The organism is Erwinia sp. MYb416, assembly GCF_037479575.1.
Taxonomy (GTDB): Bacteria; Pseudomonadota; Gammaproteobacteria; order Enterobacterales; family Enterobacteriaceae; genus Erwinia; species Erwinia rhapontici.
In genome coordinates this window covers 159,807-181,113 of record NZ_JBBGYT010000349.1, presented here as the reverse complement: position 1 = coordinate 181,113, position 21,307 = coordinate 159,807, and the positions used below count along the sequence as shown (strand labels likewise).

Sequence of the window (21,307 nt, the reverse complement as noted above, 5' to 3'; positions counted from 1 at the left end):
GTGCTATCCCCGGGAGGTTTTACTGGATGCCGGCGTCCACGGAACTTCCGGGAAGGCGGTCAGGCGGATAAGGCCGTCCACATAGCCCACGCTCAGGCGGTAGGCTTTGCTGACGTCCGGCAGCGCCAGCGTCAGCGAGCCGTTGGACGTGCTGGCGGAGAGCGTGCCCCGGACGGTGATGTCGCCGGTACGGGTGTCGGTGGTCTCGTCGTCGATGCGGAACACCGTGGAGACGCCGTTCTTTTTGATGTATTCCGCTTCGGCGGCCAGCGCCTTTTTCATTTCAGGACGGTCTTCTGGCGGCACCCAGCGCAGCAGCGCGGCGTGCTGGCCGTCGACCGTTTCCGGCGTGACGCTGAGGCGCAGGTTAATGAGGGAGCGCACCATCATGCTGTTGAGCGCCGCGTCGCCTTCAGCGGAAGTGGAGGTGAAGGCGCGGTCGAACATCATGGGCGTGGTGACCGTTTTCTGCGTGCGGTAGAAGTGCCACGCCAGCGAGCCGGTGATGCAGTTTGCGGCGATGCTCAGTACAAGCAACGACGTGAGCGACATCAGCGTCACCACCATCATCCGGTTTCGCGTTTCTTTGACCTGATATTTAATATGTCCTTCCGTCAGATAAATAAAGGCGCCCCCCCGGAGGGGGCGCAGCCGCTACTGCATCCAGTGCCGGTTCGCGGAGTCAGGCACGCGCCTGAACTGCACGCGGAACAGCACCGTCGGCAGGTACCAGTAGAGAAGGTTCAGCAGCCACCATGACCCCTGCCCCTTCTTCAGGTGCCGGAGCATCAGCCAGACCACTCCGCCAGCACAGAGCATGACAATCAGCATGTCGATATAAAAACCGATGATGCCGAAGGCGAGAAGCACGAAGGCTTCTTCCGGAGGGAGGCCGATGAACCGTTTCTGCTGGTTGAGCGTTTCCGGGAACCGGTACTTTGCCGCGTCACTGTCCATGACGGTCAGCCGCCCGCCAGCGCGAACAGGGCGCGGGTGGCGAGAAGCACCATAATCATGCCGGTGAACACCATCGGGTTGCGGGACTTAATAAAGCCCACCACGGAGATGACGATTTCAGCGACGTAAAGCATGTACTCAACCGTTGAACCGTGACCGAACGTATCGGTCGTGTCGGCCTTCTGGGTTTTCAGTAAATCCTCTGCGCCGGCGAAATGCGGAAATACCACCACGGTCAGCATCAGGGCGAAATAAATAAGATTTCGCTGTGCGCCGGGTGAATTTTTCAGGGAGTGTTTAAAGCGGGGGAGTGAAAATAATTTAAAGCGGGAAAAGAGGTTGCCGATATTATTTGCCTGAATTTTATTTTCTTCAGGCAAAGCTACCGCGGCCCCCTCCTCCGTAATGGAGTCAGACAGGACTGCTTTCATTGTAAAAATCCCTCTAATTGGGTTAGGAAAATGTCAGTTGAAGTAAACGGACGTAACGCAAGCACATTTTACAATGAGTCAAAAAAAAAAAAACTGTGACACATGTCACACTTTTAAGGGTTGATTAGGATTTGTCTTAAGTGCAGACGGGGGTACGCTCTTTCCTCACATTGCGAGAAAACCCTCTGGAGTTAACCCTAATATCATGAAAGTAAAAGAGAAGCTGGGTGAGAATCGCGGCAGGCCACGTAAATACACGCCCGGGGAGGTTCGTTACCGGGTGTTGTGGGCACCTGATAATCTGCTGCTTGAGCTGCGTATTGCGGCCCGTGTGCGCGGCGTGAGCATGAATGATGAGGTGGTCGGGCGTCTGGTTAAGTCGCTGAATTTCACCCCGAAGAAGCCGCTGATACGCACCGAAGAGGGGGAAAGGCTTCTGGCACTGGCGCGCTTATTTGACGAGTTTATTCAGGCGCGGCTGGACGTTATTCGCGAGGAATATGCACGTGATAATCCTGTCACTGAGGGCGAGCGTGAGTTTATTCCCGGAAAAATGAGGAGGTTCAGCAGCAGTTTTCCGGTGAATCTCAAGAAGGATATGGAAATTAGCGCCAGATTTAACCGTCGGAGTATGAATCAGGAAATCGTGCAGAGGTTGCTTGGGACACTTAATTATTTCACAGAGCAGCAACTTCCTGAGAACGAGGAGGTTCAGCGGCTGCGCTCGCTGGCCATCCTGTTTGATGAGTTTATTGGTTCGCGTGTGGCCGTGGCGGAAAACCCGCTTGCCCGGGAGGGTGAGGCTGGTAAATAAAAAAGGTCATCCGTGATCTTATGGCCGGGCGACTTCGCCCGGTTTTTTAATTATTCCTCGCTCAGGAAATGCCGGCTTTCTGCGTTATCTTCTGCCGTACTCATGGCGGTCAGATTACCGTCAAGCATGTCTTCAAGCTGTCCGGGTTCAATACCACCCCGGGAGTTGAGATACATTTCTGTCAGCATCGCTATAACGATCGACATTCCCTCCCGCGTCCCGGAAACTTTCCGCATCAGGTCCTTGTTGAAGGCCTCTTCATCAAAAATCGATTTCTCAGCCTGGCGTTTTTTTAGCATCAGCCCGAAGCCGACAAGTTCGTTAACGGCAGATGAAAAGCTGACATCATTTTCTGAGGCCCCTTTCTGCTGCTCAAGCATGACGTATTCCCTGATTTCATTCTCAATTTTATCTTTAAAGTAGATGTTATGACGTGACATATTTATACCTTGCCAGAATTTTTTCACCACCCTTTCACTTTAGATTAATCATTAACTTAATCATCGTCAGGGCAGTGTTATTAGTTCGGTGTGTACTTCGTTGGGGGTGTTAATATTATTCACCTGAAATTACGGGTGTGTCAATCCGGCACCGTCAGGTCTGAATTTAAGGTGTGGGGATGCGGCACCTGTGGGTGAAATCAGGTGTGCTGATTCGGCACCATGCGATATTTAATTTTATAAATTGCGATACTTTAAGATTAAAAAGGTGTGTGAAAGCGGCACTAACTAAGGTGTGTGCTTGCGGCACATAACGCCTTAACCCTCTGTTATTTAACAACTACACACAAACCCCACACATCAACAGTGCTGTCAGGGGTACCGCCACCCCACACAATCCGGCACCGTCAGGTGTGTGCGTAGGGCCACTTATTGACGGATACTTGTCAAATTACACTCAAATCCAACATTAAACATATGAATTAAAAGACAAAAACAGCAAGATAAAATCTTGCGTGGGGTGTGGTTAAGTAATCATTCAAAAAGCGGCTTGTGTAAATACCCCGTCCTTTGTCATTTTCATTATTTCATCAGCGTGTTAACGCGTACCCTGAGCGCACCAGAGCGCGTCTGTATCGTTTTTTCTTGCCATACCCTTGCCGCCCGGCGTATTTTATCGCGAACGCTCCCCTGCGCTGCTGGCGCATTCTGTGAAGGTAATTAAAATGAAATGGTTCGCGCTTCTTGCGCTGGCGGCGACTTTCTCCATCCAGGCAACGCCGCAGATGTGTTTTACAACTGCCGGGAAAGACTTTGGTATTGATCCACTGCTGCTGACAGCAATATCAATACAGGAGTCAAGGCTAAATGCAAAAGCCATCAACGGGGCCAATCGTGACAAATCAGAGGATGTCTGCGGAATGCAGGTGAACAGTTCTCATTATAAAGAACTGAAGAAATTCAATATTGATCGCGAAAGGTTGTTAAACGATCCCTGTATTTGCACCTATGCTGGCGCGTGGGTACTTGCCAGGAACTTCAACTCCTACGGTCGAAACTGGGACAGCGTTGGAATATATAACGCCGGACCAAAAGAAACGAAGATGAAAGCAAGAAAATCTTATGCAGCTAAAATTAACAGCATTTACCGCGTCCTGCTGGCGCGTGAAATTATTGCTGGTAAGTATGCTATTTCACAAAATAAACTGTCGAATACAGAACCCTTTTCAACCACGCCAACATCCTCTCAAGCAGACACTAAAAAGCCGGTCAACTGACCGGCTTTAAAATATCCACTACCACGTTTCAAACGGCCACCCTTCAAGGGGTTCACCGTCGCAATCAAAGCAAAAGCTGTCCACGCCGTAAATTTCGCGACCCTCCGTCAGAAGCCGGATCGTATTTTCTGACACTCCGGCATTTCTGAGTGTCATCGCCGGAACGCTCAGAATATCATGGCGGACAATAAACCCGTAGAAAATATCCACCACCCAACGCCCGGCTACGTTATTCGAAAGCAGCCTGCATTGTTTCCTGAATACCTCCGCATCCTCACGGGTAATATTACCTGTTGAGCACATCAGCATTTTTCTAATTTCCGTTTTCTCCGTCGCGCTCTCCTTTCGGGCCGAATTCATTCCGGCCCGCATGATATTATCAGCCCTTCAGTTCTTTCATTTTCTCTGCCAGCGACCACAGGAAACGATTCGTTTTCAGGTCGCCATCGATGCTGTTTATTGCCCGTGTGCGCGCCCTTCCCCCCTTCGCATTTCGCCCTGGCTGGCCACCCCGGATCACGTTTTCCTGGGTCCGCTGGTACACCGCCCACAGGTCGTTTTTTTTATATTAACGGCGGTTGCTGCGCAGCAGCATGTCGGGACTGACCGGAACATGCTGCCCCTCATAGCGATAGTCGAGAACGGTTTCGGCAAACGCGCGGCGTTCTGCCTCATTCAACGGAATGCACTTCATTTCCTCGCGTGACTCCTCAACGGCTTCAAATCGCTTCACCACCTCGTAAGCACCCTCGATGACCTGCCCGACCACGTCACCCTTGTGTGGAACACGAATTTCGCCAAACGTCTCGCCGCAGACCATGCCGTTCGCACAGACGAAACGGAACTGACCCGGGATCATCTGGTAGCTGCTGCTCCCGTCATGGCTGTTAAGCAGAATGATTTCTGACACTTCATCACGGGAAATTTCATTGTGACGGCGCAGGCGCAGCATGTGCTTGGCATGACCCGTGCGGCCCTCATCACGCACGCGCTGCTGACAGGCAAAGAACGGCTCGAAACCTTCACCGCGCAGGCGGTCTAACAGGTTGATAGTGGGGATCCAGGTATAGCGATCGCTGCGTGATTCGTGCTTATCTTCGGAGAAGATGCTCGGCACATGAAGGCGCAGCTCATCATCAGTCAGTGGACGATTTTTGCGGATGACGTTCGCAGCGCGGAACGCGGAGGCCAGACGGGTCATGTGAATTCCTCTTTACTGGCGGAGCCTGACGGCCCCGCGAAAATTTATCAGGATTGTTATCAGAAAACGACTCAGTGCCTGTCAGCTCTGCACGCGCTCAAAACGCCACGGTCCAAACGGGTTGCCCCTGCATCCCGGCACCATCTGCTCCCGGCCGTAACGTTCCAGCCCGCTCATTTCCCCGTTAAAAATCGCCTTAGCGTCAGGCGTGACGATCCCCTGTGCTTTCCAGACGTTGGTTGTTTCGTATTCAGCGACGCGTGCATCAACAGACGCGTCGTCAAGGCGGTTCGCCGCGTGAACGATCCGGACAAAAAACGTCTCAGGTTCGCTTGCCACCTCCGGGTGTATGACTTCAATGCTGATTAACAGACGTTCCTCCGGTTTCGTCAGCTCAAGTGCCAGCTCACTGACGCGGGCCTGCCGGTAGCTCTGATATTCAGCGTGAATAACGTTTAGGGCGGTCAGCGTCTCAATGTGGAAACCCAGTTGTGTACGCAGGGCGACCGTGTTGATCTCCGGCAAGCCGGGCACAAATAGCGGGCGGCGCAGCGCCCGGTGTACTTTGTCGCCGTTAAACCGTGTTTCGGTAGATTCGGCAGCGGCGGTGTTGACGTTCTGTGTGTTCATGCTGGTTCTCCTTTCTGAGGTCATTACCCTGTTTCGGTGAGTTCGTTGCGGCGAAGGGCAAAGGAGCGACGCCGAAGAGAGTGCATAAAGGGGCGACGACGAAAAGTTTTTGCGGCCCCAGGCAAAAAGTTTTTGGTCGGCGTGCATTTCACCCCTTTCTGCGCGAACCGGCGGTGCTACGACCAGCCCTCCGCAAAGAACCGGCGGAACAGGCTGTACCGGTAGAGAGATGAGCAGGAACGCACCCGGCACGGCGGGTCGCCGCCAGGCGAAACGTCGGGGCGTCCTTAGCGGCCGCAGCGCGGCCAGTGAGAGCGGCGGCGTGAGCCGGCTGCGGGGGTTGACCTGGCCGTTGCCATCAGACCCTAGCCGTCAGGCACGAAACGCCGCTTCTGGCGGTTCGGCGGAGCTTACCGGCTTGCCGGTTAGCGGAGTAGGGCTTGACGACCCGGCCGGAACGGACGGGGAGCCGAAGGGGGCCAGACTGTTTTGCATTCACGCCATGCAGCTGCACAGCAGGAAAATTCCGGGGATGAAAAGCAGCAAAACGGAGAGGAACAGAGACACTGGCAGCAGCAGGAGAAACAGGAACTGGCAGTACACCGGGTAAATCAGAAACCCCAGAAGACAGAGGCTGAATTCTATGAGGACGAGCGGTGCGTCAGCACCGCCCTTTCCTCAGCCTTCTCCGCCGTTCAGCTCCGCCTCAAAGTGCATCGATGCCGTATTGATAAGCCTGGAAAACTCAGCGTCATCAATACCCACGTGGCGGGCCAGGTGCATCAGGTCAGCCAGCAGATCAGAAATTGCGGTGGTGGTTTCCTCACCCGACTCCGTCAGCCCCTTCTGTAGCGAGAAATAGAGCAGGGTATCGATAACCGTGATCAGACGCTCTGAATGCGTCTGCGTCATTTCATCACCACTGTTCATTACCTCATGCACCACGTCCATCAGGCCGTCGACCAGGCGGCCGGGATGGGCGCTTTCAGGCTCCGTGCTGCCGCACACATTTTTATCGTTCATCCTGTATTCCTTACTGACAGTCTCATGGTTCGGGCAGGGTATCCCCTGCCCGTCCTTTCAGCCCCGGTTGAGCGTCACGTTATAAACCACGGACCAGTCGGCACCGTGTGGGTGTTCGCTCACTGGCTCAATCCGGGCTACGTTTCTGGCCTGGTGGTTCATCACCATCACCCGCTCAACGGCTGCGTGCAGGCTTTCACCCTCATTACGCGGAAACCACAGGTCGCTGTTGCTGCCACTCAGCACCGGATGACCGCAGAAGTGAAAGCCCCTGCCACTTCCCAGCGCGCATTCCAGTACAGTCACCCTCGCCCGGGCGTCGAGCGTGCCTGCCGCACTGTTCAGGCGTCCGGTGATGTCACTCCAGCACCATTCCCCGGCGGGAACCGGGAGTTCCAGGCGTTTCAGCGGCAGCCCCATCGCGCTGGCCGTCAGTCGCGCCACGTCAAACAGCGCAGGCGTCTCAGCCTGTTCGCTGATGTAATCACCGTTGATAAACAGCGCCTGCTCATCGTTATCCAGCACAAGCAGACAGACGCCGGACAGCGCGGCACAGACGGGGGTTTGGCGGGATGTTAAGTTTTGCATGTTCATTCTCCTGACCGCCCCCCCGGGGGGGGCGGCGTTCCGTGGTTCAGGCCAGCGCCCGGGTTAATTCGAGGGTGCGCAGAAACTGCCCCCATTCTCTGCCGCGCATCGCGGGGACGCGTACTGACCGGCGTTTCTGCGAACAGCGGGCAACGTGGCGGCCTCTGGCGCGGATTTCCGGTTTGATATCCTTCGCGGCGATGCTGTCGTGCATCACCCGGACGTGTGGCGCGGACACGTCTGTCTTTACATATCCCGCCGTTGGTGCAATGATTGTGGCTTCAGCAATGTTCATGGTTTCATCCCAATTATGTTGTTGATAATGGCCAGCTGTTAGCGCAGCTGACCGTAATGAGGCAGGGCTTTCGCTCTGCCTTTTTTACGCCTGCTCCAGGTCAAACACCTCTTTCTGAATACGCGCCACGATGTCCTGATGTGACAGCGTGCAGCGGTCGCGAAACTCAAAAAAACGCCCCTGAACGTTGACAAAAATGTCCGTCACATCACCGTGATAATGCTCTGAGGATTTGAACGACTGCCCCTGCCCCTTGCCCGGATACTGCCAGTCCTCCGGAGGCAGCACCTCCAGCTGGTCGGTAAAACGATCTTCGTTGATTTCTTTCACGGGCGTGCAGTGACGCGCGTCAGACAGCGCCTGATATTCACTGAGTTCGACCAGCTGCATGTCCGGCCATGTGCGGCGCAGGTCATGCAGCGTTCTGCCGTCAGATTTGGTGCGCCATTTGCCGCTGACGCGCTCTGCGTGCCAGCCAATGAACAACGACGGACTGAAAAAAACCTTCTCAGGGCGGGTTTCTGCTGCGGTCTGGTTCTGTGTCATGCTGCGTTCCTTCTGTTTCTGGCCCACCGGAGACGGGCCGGGTTCGTGGGTTTACGGTTCACTAGAAGTCATAAACATAAGAGGCATAACCCATCGCCAGGCAGTCAGCGAGATTCCTGCTGGCAGCTTTCCACGCTTCCGGGCCTGATTCCCCGTACAGTGTCAGGGTTATCTCCCGTGCTCTGGCCCAGGCCTGCACGGATGACAGCGGCAAGACCGGACGCGGTATCGTCCAGTCAGTTACGGTATTGCAAATATCCTCGGAAATATTTTTCAGCGTCCCGAACAGCAGTTCCTCGCGGTCCCTTGCCAACATGCGTTCCTCACTCCAGATTTTGAGATACTTCAGATGTTCAGCCAGGGCCGGGCTGATGCCCTTGATTTCAGGCCGTTCAACCCATCTTTCGGAAGATTCAGAAGCGGCGGTTTTGATGTTCTGTGTGTTCATGCTTTTTCTCCAGTTGTCGGTGGCTTAAGCCATCTCTCGGTGAGTTCATCGCGGCAAAGGGCAAAGGAGCAACGACGAAGAGAGTGCATAAAGGGGCGACGACGAAAAGTTTTTGCGGCACCAGGCAAAAAGTTTTAGGCGGCGTGCATTTAACCCCTTTCTGCGCGAACCGGCGGTGCTACGACCAGCCCTCCGCGAAGAACCGCCGGGAGTGGGGGCACGGATGTTGAGATGAGCACGAACACACCCGACACGGCGGAACGGCGTGGCGCCCTCAGCGGCCGCAGCGCGGCCAGTGAAATGCGCCGGCGCCAGCCGGCTGCGGGTGTTGACCTGGCCGTTGCCATCAGACCCTAGCCGTCAGGCACGAAACGCCGCTTCTGGCGGTTCGGCGGAGCTTACCGTGCGCAACGCGCCCGGTTAGCGCAGTAGGGCTCGACTACCCGGCCGAACGGACGGGAAGCCGAAGGGGGCCATGCTGTTTTGAAATCACGTCATGCAGCAACTGCACAGCCAGAAAGAGATAATGAATAAGAACCGGAGTGACAGGCAGCATGGCCACCGGATAACAGGGAAGAAGCTAACGCAACTGGGGAGGGAGGAAGCCGGTGCGTCAGCACCGGGTTACGCGGTCCGGGCCTCAGCGGCCGCAGCGCGGCCAGTGAGAGCGGTGGCATCAGCTGGCTGCGTGGGTTGCGTCATGCGATGGAGACCCGTCGGCCCGGAACGGGCCAGGGCAGTGACGCCGCGCGGCTCTGTGCGCAGCATGACAGAGTGGTGTCCCTCAGGGACAGACGCCCGGGGTATTAAGCTTTTTTTCAGGCTGTTAATAATGAGGAAGAGTGGGGGCAGGCTACCACACAGCTAAAATCCAATCTGACTGCACTGTGCCAACAGCGGACGTAACGAATAACTGTTTGTGTGGAGCAATGGGGAGCAGGTCAGTGATATGAATTTTGAGGAATAAAAAACCCGCAGAAGCGGGTTAGTAGATGCTCATGGCTCAGGGGATAAAGCCAATTCTGAGGCAGGTTCCTCGGGATATAATCAGCACGATAAATTTTTGAACTGTAGTTTGGAGCTGATTAGGGTCCCATTGGGAGGTGTCAAATAAGCGACCTCGGTTCCAGGGCAGGAAGCCGTTATGCCTACCAATACCTTTCTCGCCAAGCACATCTTCGAATGAACCGCCATTCTCATTATAGATTCGCACTTCACCAGCACGAATCATCGGGCCAGACCAAATGCGCGCACCAGGTATCGTCTGCATATCATCACAAACTAAATGCTCATACCAGTTCAGCATGAAAACATATGTCCTGCTCATGATGCCTTTACGATGGCTCGTAGGCTGGATATAAGCTCCAGCGACCTGGAAACAATCTATGTCCTGGCCATCTTCAACGAAGCTATAGTTACGAAGCCCAACCCGTCCAGCGGTGACGTTATTAGCCTCATCAACGACGGCAGATCGGAGAAGTTCCTGAATAATGTCCTGCTCGTTTAGCCCGTCATCTTCGTAGTCTAAAATCATGTTGCTCAGTTCAACATCGGGGATGTTCGCACCTACACGCTCAATGAGAACGTAGCGAACGACATCATCCTCTGGTTCGATGATTTCGTGTTCTGAGATTTTGAAAAGTGACTTGGAGGCAAGGAGGAAGCCGAAACGAACAGAACGAGTGTCCCCTGTGTGAGGCCACTCGCTCAGATCTTTTCTGTAGGATTCTATTAGTGTAGGAGCCATTTCTCAGCAGAACCATTAGCTTTAATATTGCTCATGATTCTACCATTAGTAACAAAGAAACGACGAATAGAATGTTCAATAACCTCAACGAGATCGGCCATTGATCGAGCCATCTCAGGGTACTGTTTCGCAGGTTTAACAATGAAACGAATGCGATCACCAAGCAGGACTACTTCTGCCAACGGCTTAACCGTAGCATCAGCATTGTCCACGTCATCTTTGAAGGTGACAATGAAGTGAAAATCTTCAGGCGCAGTCATCCCTTCATTGTCAAGTGTGCGCACCTGAAGCATATGCTGCTTAAAAGTGTGCGTGGCAATGATGCTGGTATGATCACGAATTGTCTGAATAGAACGTTTTTCGTTCATTACGTCGTGCATGTGTCCACCTTAGCTGTGGGCCGCATTGGCCTCTCCAGCGAAAACCGCGAAAGCATTACTTATGCGGTCAACTAAGCCGTGGGCCACATTGGCCTCTCCGGCGTTCTCCATCAAGGGAGAAAAGGCTACGAGTATGCGTAGGTCTACATTAACAACTGACGCATTCGTCAGTTGTTGACTAAATCTACGTCATTACTCAAAAATGATCAAGCCGCTGGTTGTCAGTTACCCAGCAAACAAAGGGGGGTTGCTGGGTTGTCATTGCTTTTTTGTAGCTAATAAGACAGCCTTCGCCTTCCCCGCCATTTTTCCACATGGCAATATCATCATCGAGTCGGCTGAGATGCTCATTAAGAGACGCTAAAAGCCGCTCAGTTTCCGTTTCCTGCGGGCTGTTTTCAGTTCAGTGATATAGTGCCCCCTGCTCATGCCAGCACCTTATTCGTCAGCTTGTTCGGCACCATCCAGCGCTCCAGCTCACGCACCGACACGGGAGCTTCTTTTGAAAGAAAACCCGCTTCGACTCCCAGCTGCCACAGCGGCAGGCCCGCCATCGCCCATCTGTCCAGCTGCTTCACCGAGGGGAAACGCTCGCTCCAGCGGTAAAACATGGCTTCCAGTTCATAATGACCCACGGATGAATCAGACCAGCGCGACACCCAGCTGCTGACCGTCTCCGGGGTGTGGAACGCCAGGTCAATTTCGGCCTGTCCCTTTGCCGCCTGGCAGGCACGCTCGCGTTGCTGCGCCCTCCTGTCCCTTTGCCGGGAATACTTTTCACTCCGCAGCTCCAGCTTTCTGCGTTGTCGTTCCGTCTCATGAAAGCGCCATTCGGGAAAGAGTTCCCGGACGGCGCTGCTGCTCAAAGGATACGGGCAGAACTCACCCGCACTGGAGATCAGCATGTCTATCGCGCGAAGCCAGTTCTGTTTATTCCCGCGAAAATCAGCGTCAGGAAGGCAGGGCTGGAAAAAACGGATCTCTTTGAGCGTTACCCGCTTACTGCCTTTTAACACCCGGAAAAATGCCCTGGCATAGGGATAATCTGCGCAGTACAGATTACGGTCGCGTTTTTTTTCCACCTGTGCGATAGCCTCCAGCGCTGCGCGCCGGGCGGATGACAGCGGAACCAGCGATCTGTTCACCGGGATCATACGCTGACCTCCTCTGCAAGATATTCCGCCATGCCGCTGGCGCTGTAGTCCAGCAGGGATGCCTGTCCCGCTGCCGCTAACAGGGCGCTGATGCGCGACGGGTCGAACGGCACGAGCCGGAGCACGTCGCGCACGCAAACGCCATCCGCCGACATGAATACAATCAGCCACTCACCGGACACGTCACCCGGACTGCATACGCAGAGGCTGAACAGCGCACCGGGCGGTTCGAAGCGTAACTGCACGGGGAAGAACCCGCCGAACTCAGTACGGTATTCGCCGTTAACCGTCCAGTTCTCAGGCGCGGTCAGCAGCCGCGCAACGGCGCTGGTCAGAACGTAGCGTTCGTGCTCCCCCTTCTCCCGCCACTCTTCAAACTCACAGGGATGCATTGCAGTCAGTTCTTTCAGGTCAGGTGCTGTAGTCTTGTTCATCAGATCCTCCATGCGGCCCCGAAGGGCCGCGCTCCGTATCAGGCCGCGTTAGCGGAATTGTGAATGTCACTGTCGCAATCGGCCGCCACGTCAGTCGGCTTTTTCTGCGGTGCCGTCATCCAGGCGGGCACCCAGCGCGTGTCACGCATCCTTTCTTCGGCCAGCTCTGCGGCATCGCCCTTTTTCATTTTCGCTGCATCAACCGCCGCGCCCGAAAAGCCTGCTTCGTTCAGGGCATCAATGATCTGCGCCTGTTTCAGGTCGGTGAAGAAGTTCGCTCTGGTAGGTTGCCACCAGTCGCGCATGTGGAATCCGATGGCCGTTTCCAGCGCATCCAGTTTGCTGTCGGTGGTGCGCTGACACTCACGGGTCTGCACTCCGTCAACAGAACAGGAAACGCAGAAAACCATGAGTGCAGAGAGCGTTTCGCTGCTCAGATCAAAGAAGGTCGTGAAGTCTTTCTTCCAGCCAGGCGGCAGCAGGGCTTCAAGTCTGGCTTTTTCCTTCAGCAGCGTGACGTACGCCAGACCTTTCTCGCCAGAGGGCGCATTTGCCGTCAGCGAGTAATGAGATGCGGAAACCCGGATACAGAACGGATCCAGGTAAGGCGAATCGAAGCCAAATACGTGAGTGCAAAGCTGCCATACCAGCAGGGATACGGCTTTCTCCGGCTGCGACAGCAGCGCGGCCTGTACCGCCAGGGTGCGCTCGGAAGACATTTTGGTCAGCTGCGGCAGTGTGATCCCTTCAGCCGCATCGGGCTTTTTCATCGTCAGGATCGCGCGATCTACTGTCGGGGAAACCGGGGGTTCCTGTCCTGATTCGCTGCTGTCTTCTGATGGCAAGTCGGCAATACGCACCACGCCACGCTGTACACAGAGCAATCCGTATTTGTCGAACCCGACCACCACGCCCGAGACTTCGCGGACTTCCGGTGTCCAGGCACGGTTTTCTGCGGCCTGTTCTATGGCGCTTATGGCATCACAGGTCGCGCTGTAGGCTTCGTCGTCGTCGTTAGCCTCAAATTCGAGAGACTTTGCATACAGTTCGTCACGCAGTGTTTCTTCATCACCGATATATACCGCTTCAGGCGCATCGGTCAGCTGATACTCATGACCATCCCTGTGTGGGTAAAGGGAACTTCTCTGACCGAGGCTCCACTTCCATCCCTCCGTAGAGCAGATCTCCTGCGCCATTGCTTCAAGCTTTTGCACGGTCAGCGTTTCCAGCAGAACCATATCAGCCGTACCCTCTCCTTCCTGCTGGCTGAACAGATCTTCGCGCACCATACCGCCAGCGGCCTCATAGGCATCGCGTCCGACGAAAAGGAAGCGTTTATCAGTGATGCTGATTTCTTTGTCTGTGATCTGCTTTTTCAGGACGTTGACGGGCAGATCGGGCCAGATTGCTTTGACCTCTTCACAGACACGCACCTGACGGGCCTGGTCGTCTTCAAGACAAAGCACCTGGCACTGTTCGAGTGTGAGCTGATCGTCTGCCAGCAGCTTCAGCAGCGAGGGTGCCAGGTTAGCCAGCTTCAGCATTCGCTGGACGTGGCGTGTGCTGTAGCCCGTTTCTGCGCCAATCTGCTCAGGGCTTTTCCCCTGCCCGGAAAGGACGCCGAAGGAGGCAATCTGTTCAGCCGGGTGCATATCGCTTCGCTGGTCGTTCTCGATGAATGAAACCAGGGCGGCAATATCTTCCGGTACGCGCTTGAACGGCACCAGATACTCACCTGTAAGGCGTTGCTGACTGAGCAGCAACTGCATGGCCGTGAGGCGTTTACCGCCAGCGGCCACGGCGATGGTTCCGTCAGACAGTTCGTGACAGACCAGATTTTGCAGGAGTCCGACCGCGACGATACTGTCGGCCATGTTGCTGACACTTTCCGCTGAATAGGGAACCGTGCGCACATTCAGCGCAGAGATCGCAAGAGCCGACAGCGGAGAATATTCCATCGGCGCGGCATCGAGTGCCGCTTTCACCGCCGCTTCCTGTGCTGCGGATGTTTTACGGGCGCTGGTTTTTTTCGGTGTTTTTGACTTAATATCTGCTACTGACATCGTTAGTACCTCGCTTAATTAATGACTGTCACGCCCTGCGGAGTTACCGCTCCGTCAGGGCACCTTTCACTTCGGGCGTTTCTTTTTCGCCTTTCCACCCTCACCCGTTGAGTTGTCGGGGCCGCGGTTTTGACGTTTTGCGGGGAACTGCTGATTGCTCCCCAGGTTGTAACCTTCACCCGCTTGAGAGCCGTTCGCCGCAAAGGGCGAAACGAGCACGGGCCGGTGAAGATGTCCGGGAGCGAACGGAAAAATTTTTGGCGCAAAAAATTTTCTGTGAGAGGCGAAGCCGTCCCTGGACAGCAAGGCGGGTTGTGCTTGTCTCAGCCCCGGCGAAAGGACTCAGGCGAGTGGAAACAACCGGCAGCAGGAACCCGCCGCAACGGCGTAAAGCGCGGGCGCGAAACGGCGTTGCTCCTTACATCCCGTCAGCTTTTAGACGGGATGCAAGAAGCGCCGGTGACGGCGAGACTGAGCGGCGCAGCCGGGGCGGCTGCTGCAAGCGGGCATTGCGTCCGTGATGGAAACCCGCTGACCCGTTCAAGAACGGGTCCGGGCAGAGACGGCCTGCCGGCTCTGTGCGAAGCATGACAGCGCGATAAGACGCCCGGAGTGAAAGAAATATTGCGGGAATTAAGAAAAACCGAAGTGCTTTAAAAACATCAACCCGAAAGAATAACAATATAAAACAGTAACCTGATACTGTAAGGCGTATGCAAAAACACACTGTCAGCCGGATTACCTGTCGCAAAATTCCTGAGATCGTTCACCAGATATTGATGATTATCAGAGCACATTCCCGGCTTTACGGCCGCACACGCGGAGGGGCCGCAGGCCCGTCCGCTGTTGTGGCCACCGCAGGTGGCAGACTTTTACGCGCGGGCTGACAGGGAGCGGGCCTCCCTGCCCGGCTGATTACTTCCCGCAAATCTTTCTCATTTCTTCAAATGCTTTGACTTCGAAAAGGTAGTTTCTTTCAGAGAACCCTTCGCCGCCCTCGATGTCTTCACGGTCGATAAAGCTACCTGCCAGCTTCATGACCTGTTCCAGCATTCTGGCGGGTACCTGGATTTCCTCCCTATCGCGAACGGCTTCCCTTATGTTATCCAGCATTGCACCCATCGTGTCCTGAGAGACACCATACACATGCACTTCATCCAGCAGGCAGATATCAGCGGTTATTGAGGCCGCTTCTTCCGGGGTAACGTCATGCTCGCTGAGGCAGTCCATAACATCTTCATCCGTCCAGACAATCAGCGATATTCTGGCATCAGCCGCATATTCCTTCAGGATTTTCACAGCAAGTTCAGAAGGTGTGCCGTACATTTTTCATCCTTAAGGGGCGGCCTGTGCCGCCCCGGTTTTGTCAGTTCAGGGCGCTGAAAATAGCATCGTACTCAGGGTGTGAAGAGGCGTAGTCCGTCAGCTGGCGAAAGCGCTGGCAGTAGAACTCGCACAGGTCAGGTTCGTCGTGGCGGTCATGGAACCAGCTGCGGTGGTTCAGCACCAGACCAGTGATAACGACCCCTGCCGCCTCAGCCGACAGACTCAGCGCCCTGCCATTATCCGGATTGCTGAAATGCCATGAGTCCCCTTCCGGCTGCATGAATCCCCCGCCGTTTTGAAGGACAACAAAACGCCACTCACAGCCGTCATAGCCCTGAAGAAAACGGCTGGCGTAGAGGAAAACGTTGTGTTCGGCGCGCACGTAGTCGTGAGCAAACAGCATCGGCAAAAAGCGCATCTTCACGAAGCGATCGACCTGGACGGCGGCGGGGGTCTGTGTGTTCATAGCATCTCCGGTGTTGGCATGTGATACGGCGCGGGCTTGCGCCGTGACCACACCAGAGACGGGCGACAAGCGGAGAGCGCAGGAGCGCCACCGGAAGCCGCAGCGCAAGGCCGTTGCGGGCTGAATGCCCGTAACGGGCGCGAACGGGTGAGGAGGCGGCGAAGCGAACTCTTGCGATCGCAGCGGCCCGGCTAAGGTTCGGGCACGGCGTAAGCCCTCACAACACGACGGTTTCATGGCGCACTGTTTCACCCCGTAGGCAGGCTCAGCCTGCGACCTTTGCGGCCCCGGCGCAGCCGGGAATTGCCGCGTGGCGTTGGGGTACGGGCGGGGGTTCGATGCCCCCGATCGTACCCGGCGAACCGCCGCCGGCGCCCGCCGTACCCCTGCAAAAAAAAACCGGAAACGACGGGTTTCGTCGCCTCCGGCATTTCATCCCCCTTTCAGGCTCAGGCGGTCAGCATCGTCAGCACGCGCGCCACATCGTCCAGGCCCTCGCGGATGGCAGGTGTGCAATCCTTACCCGCATCCCATGCAGCACCCTCGGCCGACAGGAGCGCATTCCGGGCTGTGAGGGTGATTTTTTTCAGCAGCTCCGCATCCACCATGATCGTGCGGGTTTCCGCTCTGTGCAACGACAGCCATTCACTCAGGGTGTGCCGCGAAACGCCGTCCGCCGCGTGGCCGTAGAAGGCAACCGCACCGATACGGGACATCAGGTGACCGACCTCGGCGTCGGTCAGCTCTTCATCGAAAACGTCCGTCACCGTTTCCCGGGACCAGACGAGGACCGCCAGCGGTTCGTCGTTGGTGAAGGCACGTTTCAGCTTGTCGTTAATTTCTTTTCGGGTTCCGTACATCAGTATTCTCCGTTCATCGTTTTCTGGCCGGGCGATCCCGGCCGTTTCAGTCAGTCTTTAAAGCAGGCGTCCAGGGCAAGCGCCTCGCGGTACGCCTCCATGTACAGCTCTCTGATGCGGCAGAACGCATTCCGGGCAAGCCTCTCCGCGAGCGTTTCTTCGTCCAGGCACTTTTGCAGCTCCAGGGCTTTCAGCTTTGAAAGCAGCTCGTATATGTCGTTTGCCAGCGCTGCCACGTCTTCGCGCAGGGGTTCCAGCCCGGCGTAATTCGTCATGCGGCCTCCGGCAGCCAGTCGCCGTTAGCGGCGGGCTTCATCATCGCGCGCTGCACCGCAGCCAGGCGCTGTTGTCCTGCGCGGTGGTACTGCTCCAGCAGCTCGATGCCGATATAGCGACGGCCAGACTGGAGCGCGGCGACGCAGGTCGATCCGGATCCGGCAAACGGGTCGAGAATGATGGCGCCCGGATGCGTGAAGGACTCAATCAGGGGTTGCAGGCTGGTGACGGGCTTCTCCGTCGGGTGATGCCGGTTGCCCGTGTACTTCCAGCCCTGCACGTCAGGCAGCGGGTTTTCCGGCAGGCGCGGGCGCCCTTTGGCCAGAACGTAGGCGCATTCGTGCGTGTAGCCGACGTAAGCGGATTTTGACGCGTAGGTCTTGGCGAAAACGAAATGCCCGACGATGCGAAAGCCGGCGGCAGTCCAGGCGCTGATAAAGCGGTCAGCCCGGTTCCAGCCGTAAAAGCTGACCATCAGGGAATCGTTTTTGAGTACGCGGAACATCTCATGACAGGCGGGCTGTAGCCACTCGTCCGTTTGATCCCCGGCAATGGTGCGGCCCGCGCGGTCGCGGAAGCCGACGAGGTACGGCGGATCGGTGAGGATGAAATCCACGGCCTTATCGGGAAAGCCGGACATAATCTGGATGCAGTTACCCTGAATGAAACGTGACATGCGCTGACTCCTTATCTGATGGGAGCACCCTCTGGTGCCGTGACCTCCACAAAGACGGGCGACAAGCGGAGCAGACAGGGGCGGACGCGCAAGCCGCACGCGCCGCCGGAGCGGACTGAATGTCCGCGCACGGTGGGGAACGGGTGAGCAGTTGTGTTTGATGTCAACCAGAAAGGGGGTCAAAGACGCCCAGTGACTACAGGTGATTAATGTCCGTTGTGAGCGAGGAGCAGACATCTATGCCTATAACAGATAGCACGCTTTAACATCCATTGGTCATCCATAGCATTTTGGCTAGATCATCTAATCAGTTTGGAAGATGTTACCTATACCAGTTGAGATATGAAGGAAATGCTGTTTTTTACAGTTCATCAAGCAGCACAATAACTTCAGTACTTAACCCACATGCTAGAGGCCATTTAAAGGAGAATGGTATGATCCTGCGTGATGCTTACACCACCATCAACCCGACAACGACTGATATTTTTGAATAAAAATATCTAAAGAGCGATATGGACCTGCCGATAACCAAGTAATTATAATGTCTATTGCCTGAAATTGGATATATACCTCATGAATGAGAAAAATGTTGTCGGAACAACCGCTGGTATAATTGGCAGCTCAGAAAATTACGCAGACAATGTAATCCTGCGGGCTGTCAGAGGTCATGGGTTTGCTGCTGAAAAAGCGAATCACCTTAAGGATCTGATATCTGGAAAGGATGCAAAGATTGTTGGCGGTGACAATGTCAAGAATGGTGCTGACAGACTGGTGGATGGCATTCACATACAAACAAAATACTGTAATTCAGGCTCAAAATGCATCAGTGAATGTTTTGAAGATGGAACTTTCCGCTACTTAAACGCTGATGGTACCCCTATGCAAATAGAAGTGCCATCAGATAAATATGATGCTGCGGTGCAGGCAATGGAGAATAGAATAAAAAAAGGTCAGGTGCCAGGTATAACAGACCCAGATTCAGCGAAAGATATTGTCAGGAAAGGTTCATTCACATATGAACAAGTAAGGAATATTGCTAAGTTTGGTACTGTTGAAAGCTTAACTTATGATGCAATAAACGGCATTAAGTTGGCTGGTACAGCAATGGGAATCTCTGCGGCTGTTTCATTCGCTGTCGCTCTATGGAATGGCGAAGACTGGGAGAAAGCTCTTGAATCATCCTGCTATACTGGATTAAAAGTGGGTGGTGTAGCCTGGGTTAGTAGCATCATTACTGCTCAACTTGGCAGAACAGGTATAGAACAAAGTTTGCGTGGTGCCACAGATTGGATCGTTCAGCAAATGGGGCCTAAAGCTGCCGCATGGATTGCAAATGGTTTACGATCAGGTAATGCGATATATGGTGCCGCCGCGATGAACCACGTTAGCAAACTTTTGCGCGGGAATATCGTAACAGGCGTTGTCACCACTCTGGTTATATCCTCCGTAGATTTTGTTCGAATGTTTCAAGGCCGATGCTCAGGCGCTCAATTATTCAAGAATGTTACTACTACTGCATCTGGAGTTGCTGGCGGAACAGGTGGCTGGATGGCAGGTGCTGCTGGAGGAGCTGCATTGGGTTCACTTATTCCTTTCGTTGGCACGGCTGCAGGCGGAATCATCGGAGGTTTATTAGGTGCGTTTGCCGGTGGTACGGCTGCAAATGCTGCTGTTTCAGCTATTCTCGATGAGTTTATTGAGGACGATGCTAAAGAAATGCTTAAAATAGTTGAAGAGGTATTTGGTGAACTTGCTTTTAATTATCTTTTAAGTGAGCAAGAGGCAAAGTCAGTTATTGATGATTTTAAAGGGAGGGACGTACCAGATTTTTTGCGAGATATGTATTCCTCTTCTGACCGCCAGTTGTTTGCAAAAAATGAATTTGAACCAATGATTATACATCTTGCTAAGAATAGGAATATTATTTCTCTACCTACTGATGCTCAACTATTACAGAAAACCGCAAGAATCATAGATACCCTCGTAGCAGCTTAATTATCCAGTGTGTATTAGCTCAGGCATGAGCTAATACACCATATTACATCCACATCATTCCCAAATAGAATATCAATCTGTTTCATAGTAATAAAAATTTTGTGCCTCATTAGGTGACCTGCTCCCTGTTGATTAACATAGGCTGAAACTAACAACATCTGATCTGACCCTTACCCCGAATATGATCCATTCATAATCAGGAATAACCGGATCCTGGCACACAGCAGACATCAGCCACTGACCTCGGCATCAGATACAACTACCCGTTTATAGCATCATTTTTTAATGAAGCAATGATGCTACGTAAAGATCGCCTGCCCTGAGATCTTTTTTTTCTCACCATCCCGGATTATTGCATTTATGATGGTTATCAGTTTCCGCATGCAAGCTGTCATGGCTACTTTGAAAACCTTACCTCTGGCAGTCAGATTTTCATAAAACGCTTTAATTTCGGGGTTGTAGCGTACAGCCGAAAGTACAGCCATATACAACATTGAACGGATATCAGATCGACCGCCCCATATCATTCTACGCCCGCTGAAACTCCCACTATCCCTGGAGTAGGGGCATAGCCCAATAAGTGCACTTATCTTACGTCGATCAAGTTTTCCTAATTCAGGCAACTGAGTAAGCAATGCCGCCATCACAACTGGCCCTACCCCTTTAACGTCCCTGAGCAATTCCACTTTCTCTTTCAGTACGGGGATTTTCCCAATCCTTTCAGCGAGAACTTCGTCGATGCGCTTTATTTCGGATGTCAGCCACTGGATGTGGCGACGTATGTCGGTCTTAATCTCCTGTTCTGTTTGTGCTTCGAGTCGGTTTGTTTCCATTGTGCGATTAGCGACAAGTTGACGCCGACGGCTGACCATTGCTTTAAGCTTAAACAGCTCCTTATCATGCTTCTCTCTGACCGGCGGCTCCATACGCATGCCATACTCACAGATTAGTCTGGCATCCTGCACGTCAGTTTTTGACCGAAGTCCCAATGCACGACTGAAGTTCTTTATCAAACGGGGATTGACGACAGCAATGTCGAAACCATGCATTTCCAGTGCATCTACCAGTGCTCTATGGTAATTACCTGTTGCTTCAACCACGAATAAACTGATTTCATGTTTGCTGACTAATTCCAGCAACTCCTTAAAACCTTTGGCAGAATTTTCAAAATGATATGTGACAGAACGTCCACTGACGCACACGTCAAAACTGTTCTTGGCTATATCTACACCCACAACGACTTTCATGTTCATTTCAGTTCTCCCAATCTTGCAAAATTC

26 protein-coding genes and 2 pseudogenes are annotated in these 21,307 nt (G+C 53.9%); 5 read left to right on the top strand and 23 right to left on the bottom strand.

Going from position 1 to position 21,307, the window contains the following annotated elements; all coding sequences use genetic code 11:
* Positions 1-3: 3 nt before the first annotated feature.
* From WH277_RS04990 to WH277_RS04980, 3 genes are read right to left on the bottom strand one after another with little or no spacing between them, the layout of a single operon-like run.
* Positions 4-603 carry a TraE/TraK family type IV conjugative transfer system protein gene (locus tag WH277_RS04990; RefSeq protein ID WP_339504808.1) on the bottom strand — a complete coding sequence of 200 codons (600 nt, stop codon included), beginning with the start codon at positions 601-603 and terminating at the stop codon, positions 4-6.
* Between the two features lie 51 nt (positions 604-654).
* Positions 655-957, bottom strand: coding sequence for a type IV conjugative transfer system protein TraL (gene traL / locus WH277_RS04985; RefSeq protein ID WP_339504729.1), 303 nt, complete (start codon positions 955-957; stop codon positions 655-657).
* 5 nt (positions 958-962) lie between these two features.
* Positions 963-1,388 carry a conjugal transfer protein gene (locus tag WH277_RS04980; RefSeq protein WP_171149847.1) on the bottom strand — a complete coding sequence of 142 codons (426 nt, stop codon included), beginning with the start codon at positions 1,386-1,388 and terminating at the stop codon, positions 963-965.
* Positions 1,389-1,734: 346 nt separating this feature from the next.
* Between WH277_RS04980 and WH277_RS04975 the strand changes: the two genes are divergently transcribed.
* Positions 1,735-2,202 carry a hypothetical protein gene (locus WH277_RS04975; protein ID WP_339504726.1) on the top strand — a complete coding sequence of 156 codons (468 nt, stop codon included), beginning with the start codon at positions 1,735-1,737 and terminating at the stop codon, positions 2,200-2,202.
* Positions 2,203-2,252: 50 nt separating this feature from the next.
* On the opposite strand, the gene WH277_RS04970 is transcribed toward WH277_RS04975, so the two are convergent.
* The gene (locus WH277_RS04970; RefSeq protein WP_339504725.1) at positions 2,253-2,669 is read right to left on the bottom strand and encodes a relaxosome protein TraM; all 417 of its coding nucleotides are present in this window, start codon (positions 2,667-2,669) and stop codon (positions 2,253-2,255) included.
* 698 nt (positions 2,670-3,367) lie between these two features.
* Between WH277_RS04970 and WH277_RS04965 the strand changes: the two genes are divergently transcribed.
* Complete coding sequence (locus WH277_RS04965; RefSeq protein ID WP_339504723.1) at positions 3,368-3,919, top strand: lytic transglycosylase domain-containing protein; 552 nt, start codon at positions 3,368-3,370, stop codon at positions 3,917-3,919.
* Between the two features lie 18 nt (positions 3,920-3,937).
* Here the strand turns inward: WH277_RS04965 and WH277_RS04960 are convergent, their stop codons facing one another.
* The 8 genes and pseudogenes from WH277_RS04960 to WH277_RS04925 all read right to left on the bottom strand — a co-directional run bounded on the left by WH277_RS04960 (position 3,938) and on the right by WH277_RS04925 (position 8,650).
* Entirely contained in the window at positions 3,938-4,279 is a 342-nt protein-coding gene (locus tag WH277_RS04960) for a DUF5983 family protein (RefSeq protein WP_339504721.1), read from the bottom strand.
* 19 nt (positions 4,280-4,298) lie between these two features.
* A pseudogene (locus WH277_RS04955) lies at positions 4,299-5,120 on the bottom strand (DUF932 domain-containing protein).
* Positions 5,121-5,201: 81 nt separating this feature from the next.
* Positions 5,202-5,750 (bottom strand): hypothetical protein, encoded by a 549-nt coding sequence (locus tag WH277_RS04950; protein ID WP_339504720.1) that lies wholly within the window; start codon positions 5,748-5,750, stop codon positions 5,202-5,204.
* Positions 5,751-6,428: 678 nt separating this feature from the next.
* Positions 6,429-6,773 carry a hypothetical protein gene (locus WH277_RS04945; protein WP_339504718.1) on the bottom strand — a complete coding sequence of 115 codons (345 nt, stop codon included), beginning with the start codon at positions 6,771-6,773 and terminating at the stop codon, positions 6,429-6,431.
* A gap of 57 nt (positions 6,774-6,830) precedes the next feature.
* Positions 6,831-7,361: a hypothetical protein gene (locus WH277_RS04940; protein WP_339504717.1), complete on the bottom strand. Its 531-nt coding sequence runs from the start codon at positions 7,359-7,361 to the stop codon at positions 6,831-6,833.
* Positions 7,362-7,407: 46 nt separating this feature from the next.
* Positions 7,408-7,656: a hypothetical protein gene (locus WH277_RS04935; RefSeq protein ID WP_339504716.1), complete on the bottom strand. Its 249-nt coding sequence runs from the start codon at positions 7,654-7,656 to the stop codon at positions 7,408-7,410.
* Positions 7,657-7,740: 84 nt separating this feature from the next.
* Positions 7,741-8,202, bottom strand: coding sequence for a hypothetical protein (locus WH277_RS04930; protein WP_339504714.1), 462 nt, complete (start codon positions 8,200-8,202; stop codon positions 7,741-7,743).
* Between the two features lie 61 nt (positions 8,203-8,263).
* Positions 8,264-8,650: a hypothetical protein gene (locus WH277_RS04925; protein WP_339504712.1), complete on the bottom strand. Its 387-nt coding sequence runs from the start codon at positions 8,648-8,650 to the stop codon at positions 8,264-8,266.
* A gap of 231 nt (positions 8,651-8,881) precedes the next feature.
* Between WH277_RS04925 and WH277_RS04920 the strand changes: the two genes are divergently transcribed.
* Positions 8,882-9,007, top strand: coding sequence for a hypothetical protein (locus tag WH277_RS04920; RefSeq protein WP_339504710.1), 126 nt, complete (start codon positions 8,882-8,884; stop codon positions 9,005-9,007).
* A gap of 646 nt (positions 9,008-9,653) precedes the next feature.
* On the opposite strand, the gene WH277_RS04915 is transcribed toward WH277_RS04920, so the two are convergent.
* The 5 genes from WH277_RS04915 to WH277_RS04895 all read right to left on the bottom strand — a co-directional run bounded on the left by WH277_RS04915 (position 9,654) and on the right by WH277_RS04895 (position 14,428).
* Positions 9,654-10,397 (bottom strand): hypothetical protein, encoded by a 744-nt coding sequence (locus tag WH277_RS04915; RefSeq protein ID WP_339504708.1) that lies wholly within the window; start codon positions 10,395-10,397, stop codon positions 9,654-9,656.
* Positions 10,382-10,777 (bottom strand): hypothetical protein, encoded by a 396-nt coding sequence (locus tag WH277_RS04910; RefSeq protein ID WP_339504706.1) that lies wholly within the window; start codon positions 10,775-10,777, stop codon positions 10,382-10,384. The genes WH277_RS04915 and WH277_RS04910 overlap by 16 nt, the downstream gene beginning before the upstream one ends.
* Before the next feature lie 425 nt (positions 10,778-11,202).
* A complete protein-coding gene (locus WH277_RS04905; RefSeq protein ID WP_339504704.1) occupies positions 11,203-11,931 on the bottom strand; it encodes a plasmid SOS inhibition protein A in 729 nt (242 codons plus the stop codon).
* Positions 11,928-12,365 carry a conjugation system SOS inhibitor PsiB gene (psiB, locus tag WH277_RS04900; protein WP_339504702.1) on the bottom strand — a complete coding sequence of 146 codons (438 nt, stop codon included), beginning with the start codon at positions 12,363-12,365 and terminating at the stop codon, positions 11,928-11,930. The genes WH277_RS04905 and psiB overlap by 4 nt, the downstream gene beginning before the upstream one ends.
* Positions 12,366-12,403: 38 nt before the next feature.
* Positions 12,404-14,428, bottom strand: a complete 2,025-nt coding sequence (locus WH277_RS04895) for a ParB/RepB/Spo0J family partition protein (RefSeq protein ID WP_339504701.1) — start codon at positions 14,426-14,428, stop codon at positions 12,404-12,406.
* A gap of 350 nt (positions 14,429-14,778) precedes the next feature.
* On the opposite strand from WH277_RS04895, the pseudogene WH277_RS28660 reads away from it, so the two are divergent.
* Positions 14,779-14,960 (top strand): annotated as a pseudogene (locus WH277_RS28660) (hypothetical protein); the annotation flags it as partial.
* Positions 14,961-15,343: 383 nt separating this feature from the next.
* Here WH277_RS28660 and WH277_RS04890 read toward each other — a convergent pair.
* The 5 genes from WH277_RS04890 to WH277_RS04870 form a co-directional block, all read right to left on the bottom strand.
* Positions 15,344-15,754 carry a hypothetical protein gene (locus tag WH277_RS04890; RefSeq protein WP_339504699.1) on the bottom strand — a complete coding sequence of 137 codons (411 nt, stop codon included), beginning with the start codon at positions 15,752-15,754 and terminating at the stop codon, positions 15,344-15,346.
* Positions 15,755-15,794: 40 nt separating this feature from the next.
* Positions 15,795-16,220 (bottom strand): antirestriction protein, encoded by a 426-nt coding sequence (locus WH277_RS04885; protein WP_339504697.1) that lies wholly within the window; start codon positions 16,218-16,220, stop codon positions 15,795-15,797.
* A gap of 449 nt (positions 16,221-16,669) precedes the next feature.
* Positions 16,670-17,080, bottom strand: coding sequence for a DUF1380 family protein (locus WH277_RS04880; RefSeq protein ID WP_339504696.1), 411 nt, complete (start codon positions 17,078-17,080; stop codon positions 16,670-16,672).
* Between the two features lie 50 nt (positions 17,081-17,130).
* Positions 17,131-17,355 carry a hypothetical protein gene (locus tag WH277_RS04875; RefSeq protein ID WP_159338462.1) on the bottom strand — a complete coding sequence of 75 codons (225 nt, stop codon included), beginning with the start codon at positions 17,353-17,355 and terminating at the stop codon, positions 17,131-17,133.
* Entirely contained in the window at positions 17,352-18,032 is a 681-nt protein-coding gene (locus WH277_RS04870; RefSeq protein ID WP_339504693.1) for a DNA methylase, read from the bottom strand. Before WH277_RS04870 ends, WH277_RS04875 begins: the two co-directional genes overlap by 4 nt.
* Positions 18,033-18,605: 573 nt before the next feature.
* Between WH277_RS04870 and WH277_RS04865 the strand changes: the two genes are divergently transcribed.
* Positions 18,606-20,027, top strand: coding sequence for a hypothetical protein (locus tag WH277_RS04865; protein ID WP_339504692.1), 1,422 nt, complete (start codon positions 18,606-18,608; stop codon positions 20,025-20,027).
* Between the two features lie 299 nt (positions 20,028-20,326).
* Here WH277_RS04865 and WH277_RS04860 read toward each other — a convergent pair whose 3' ends face one another.
* The gene (locus WH277_RS04860; protein WP_339504690.1) at positions 20,327-21,280 is read right to left on the bottom strand and encodes an IS110 family transposase; all 954 of its coding nucleotides are present in this window, start codon (positions 21,278-21,280) and stop codon (positions 20,327-20,329) included.
* Positions 21,281-21,307 lie beyond the last annotated feature (27 nt).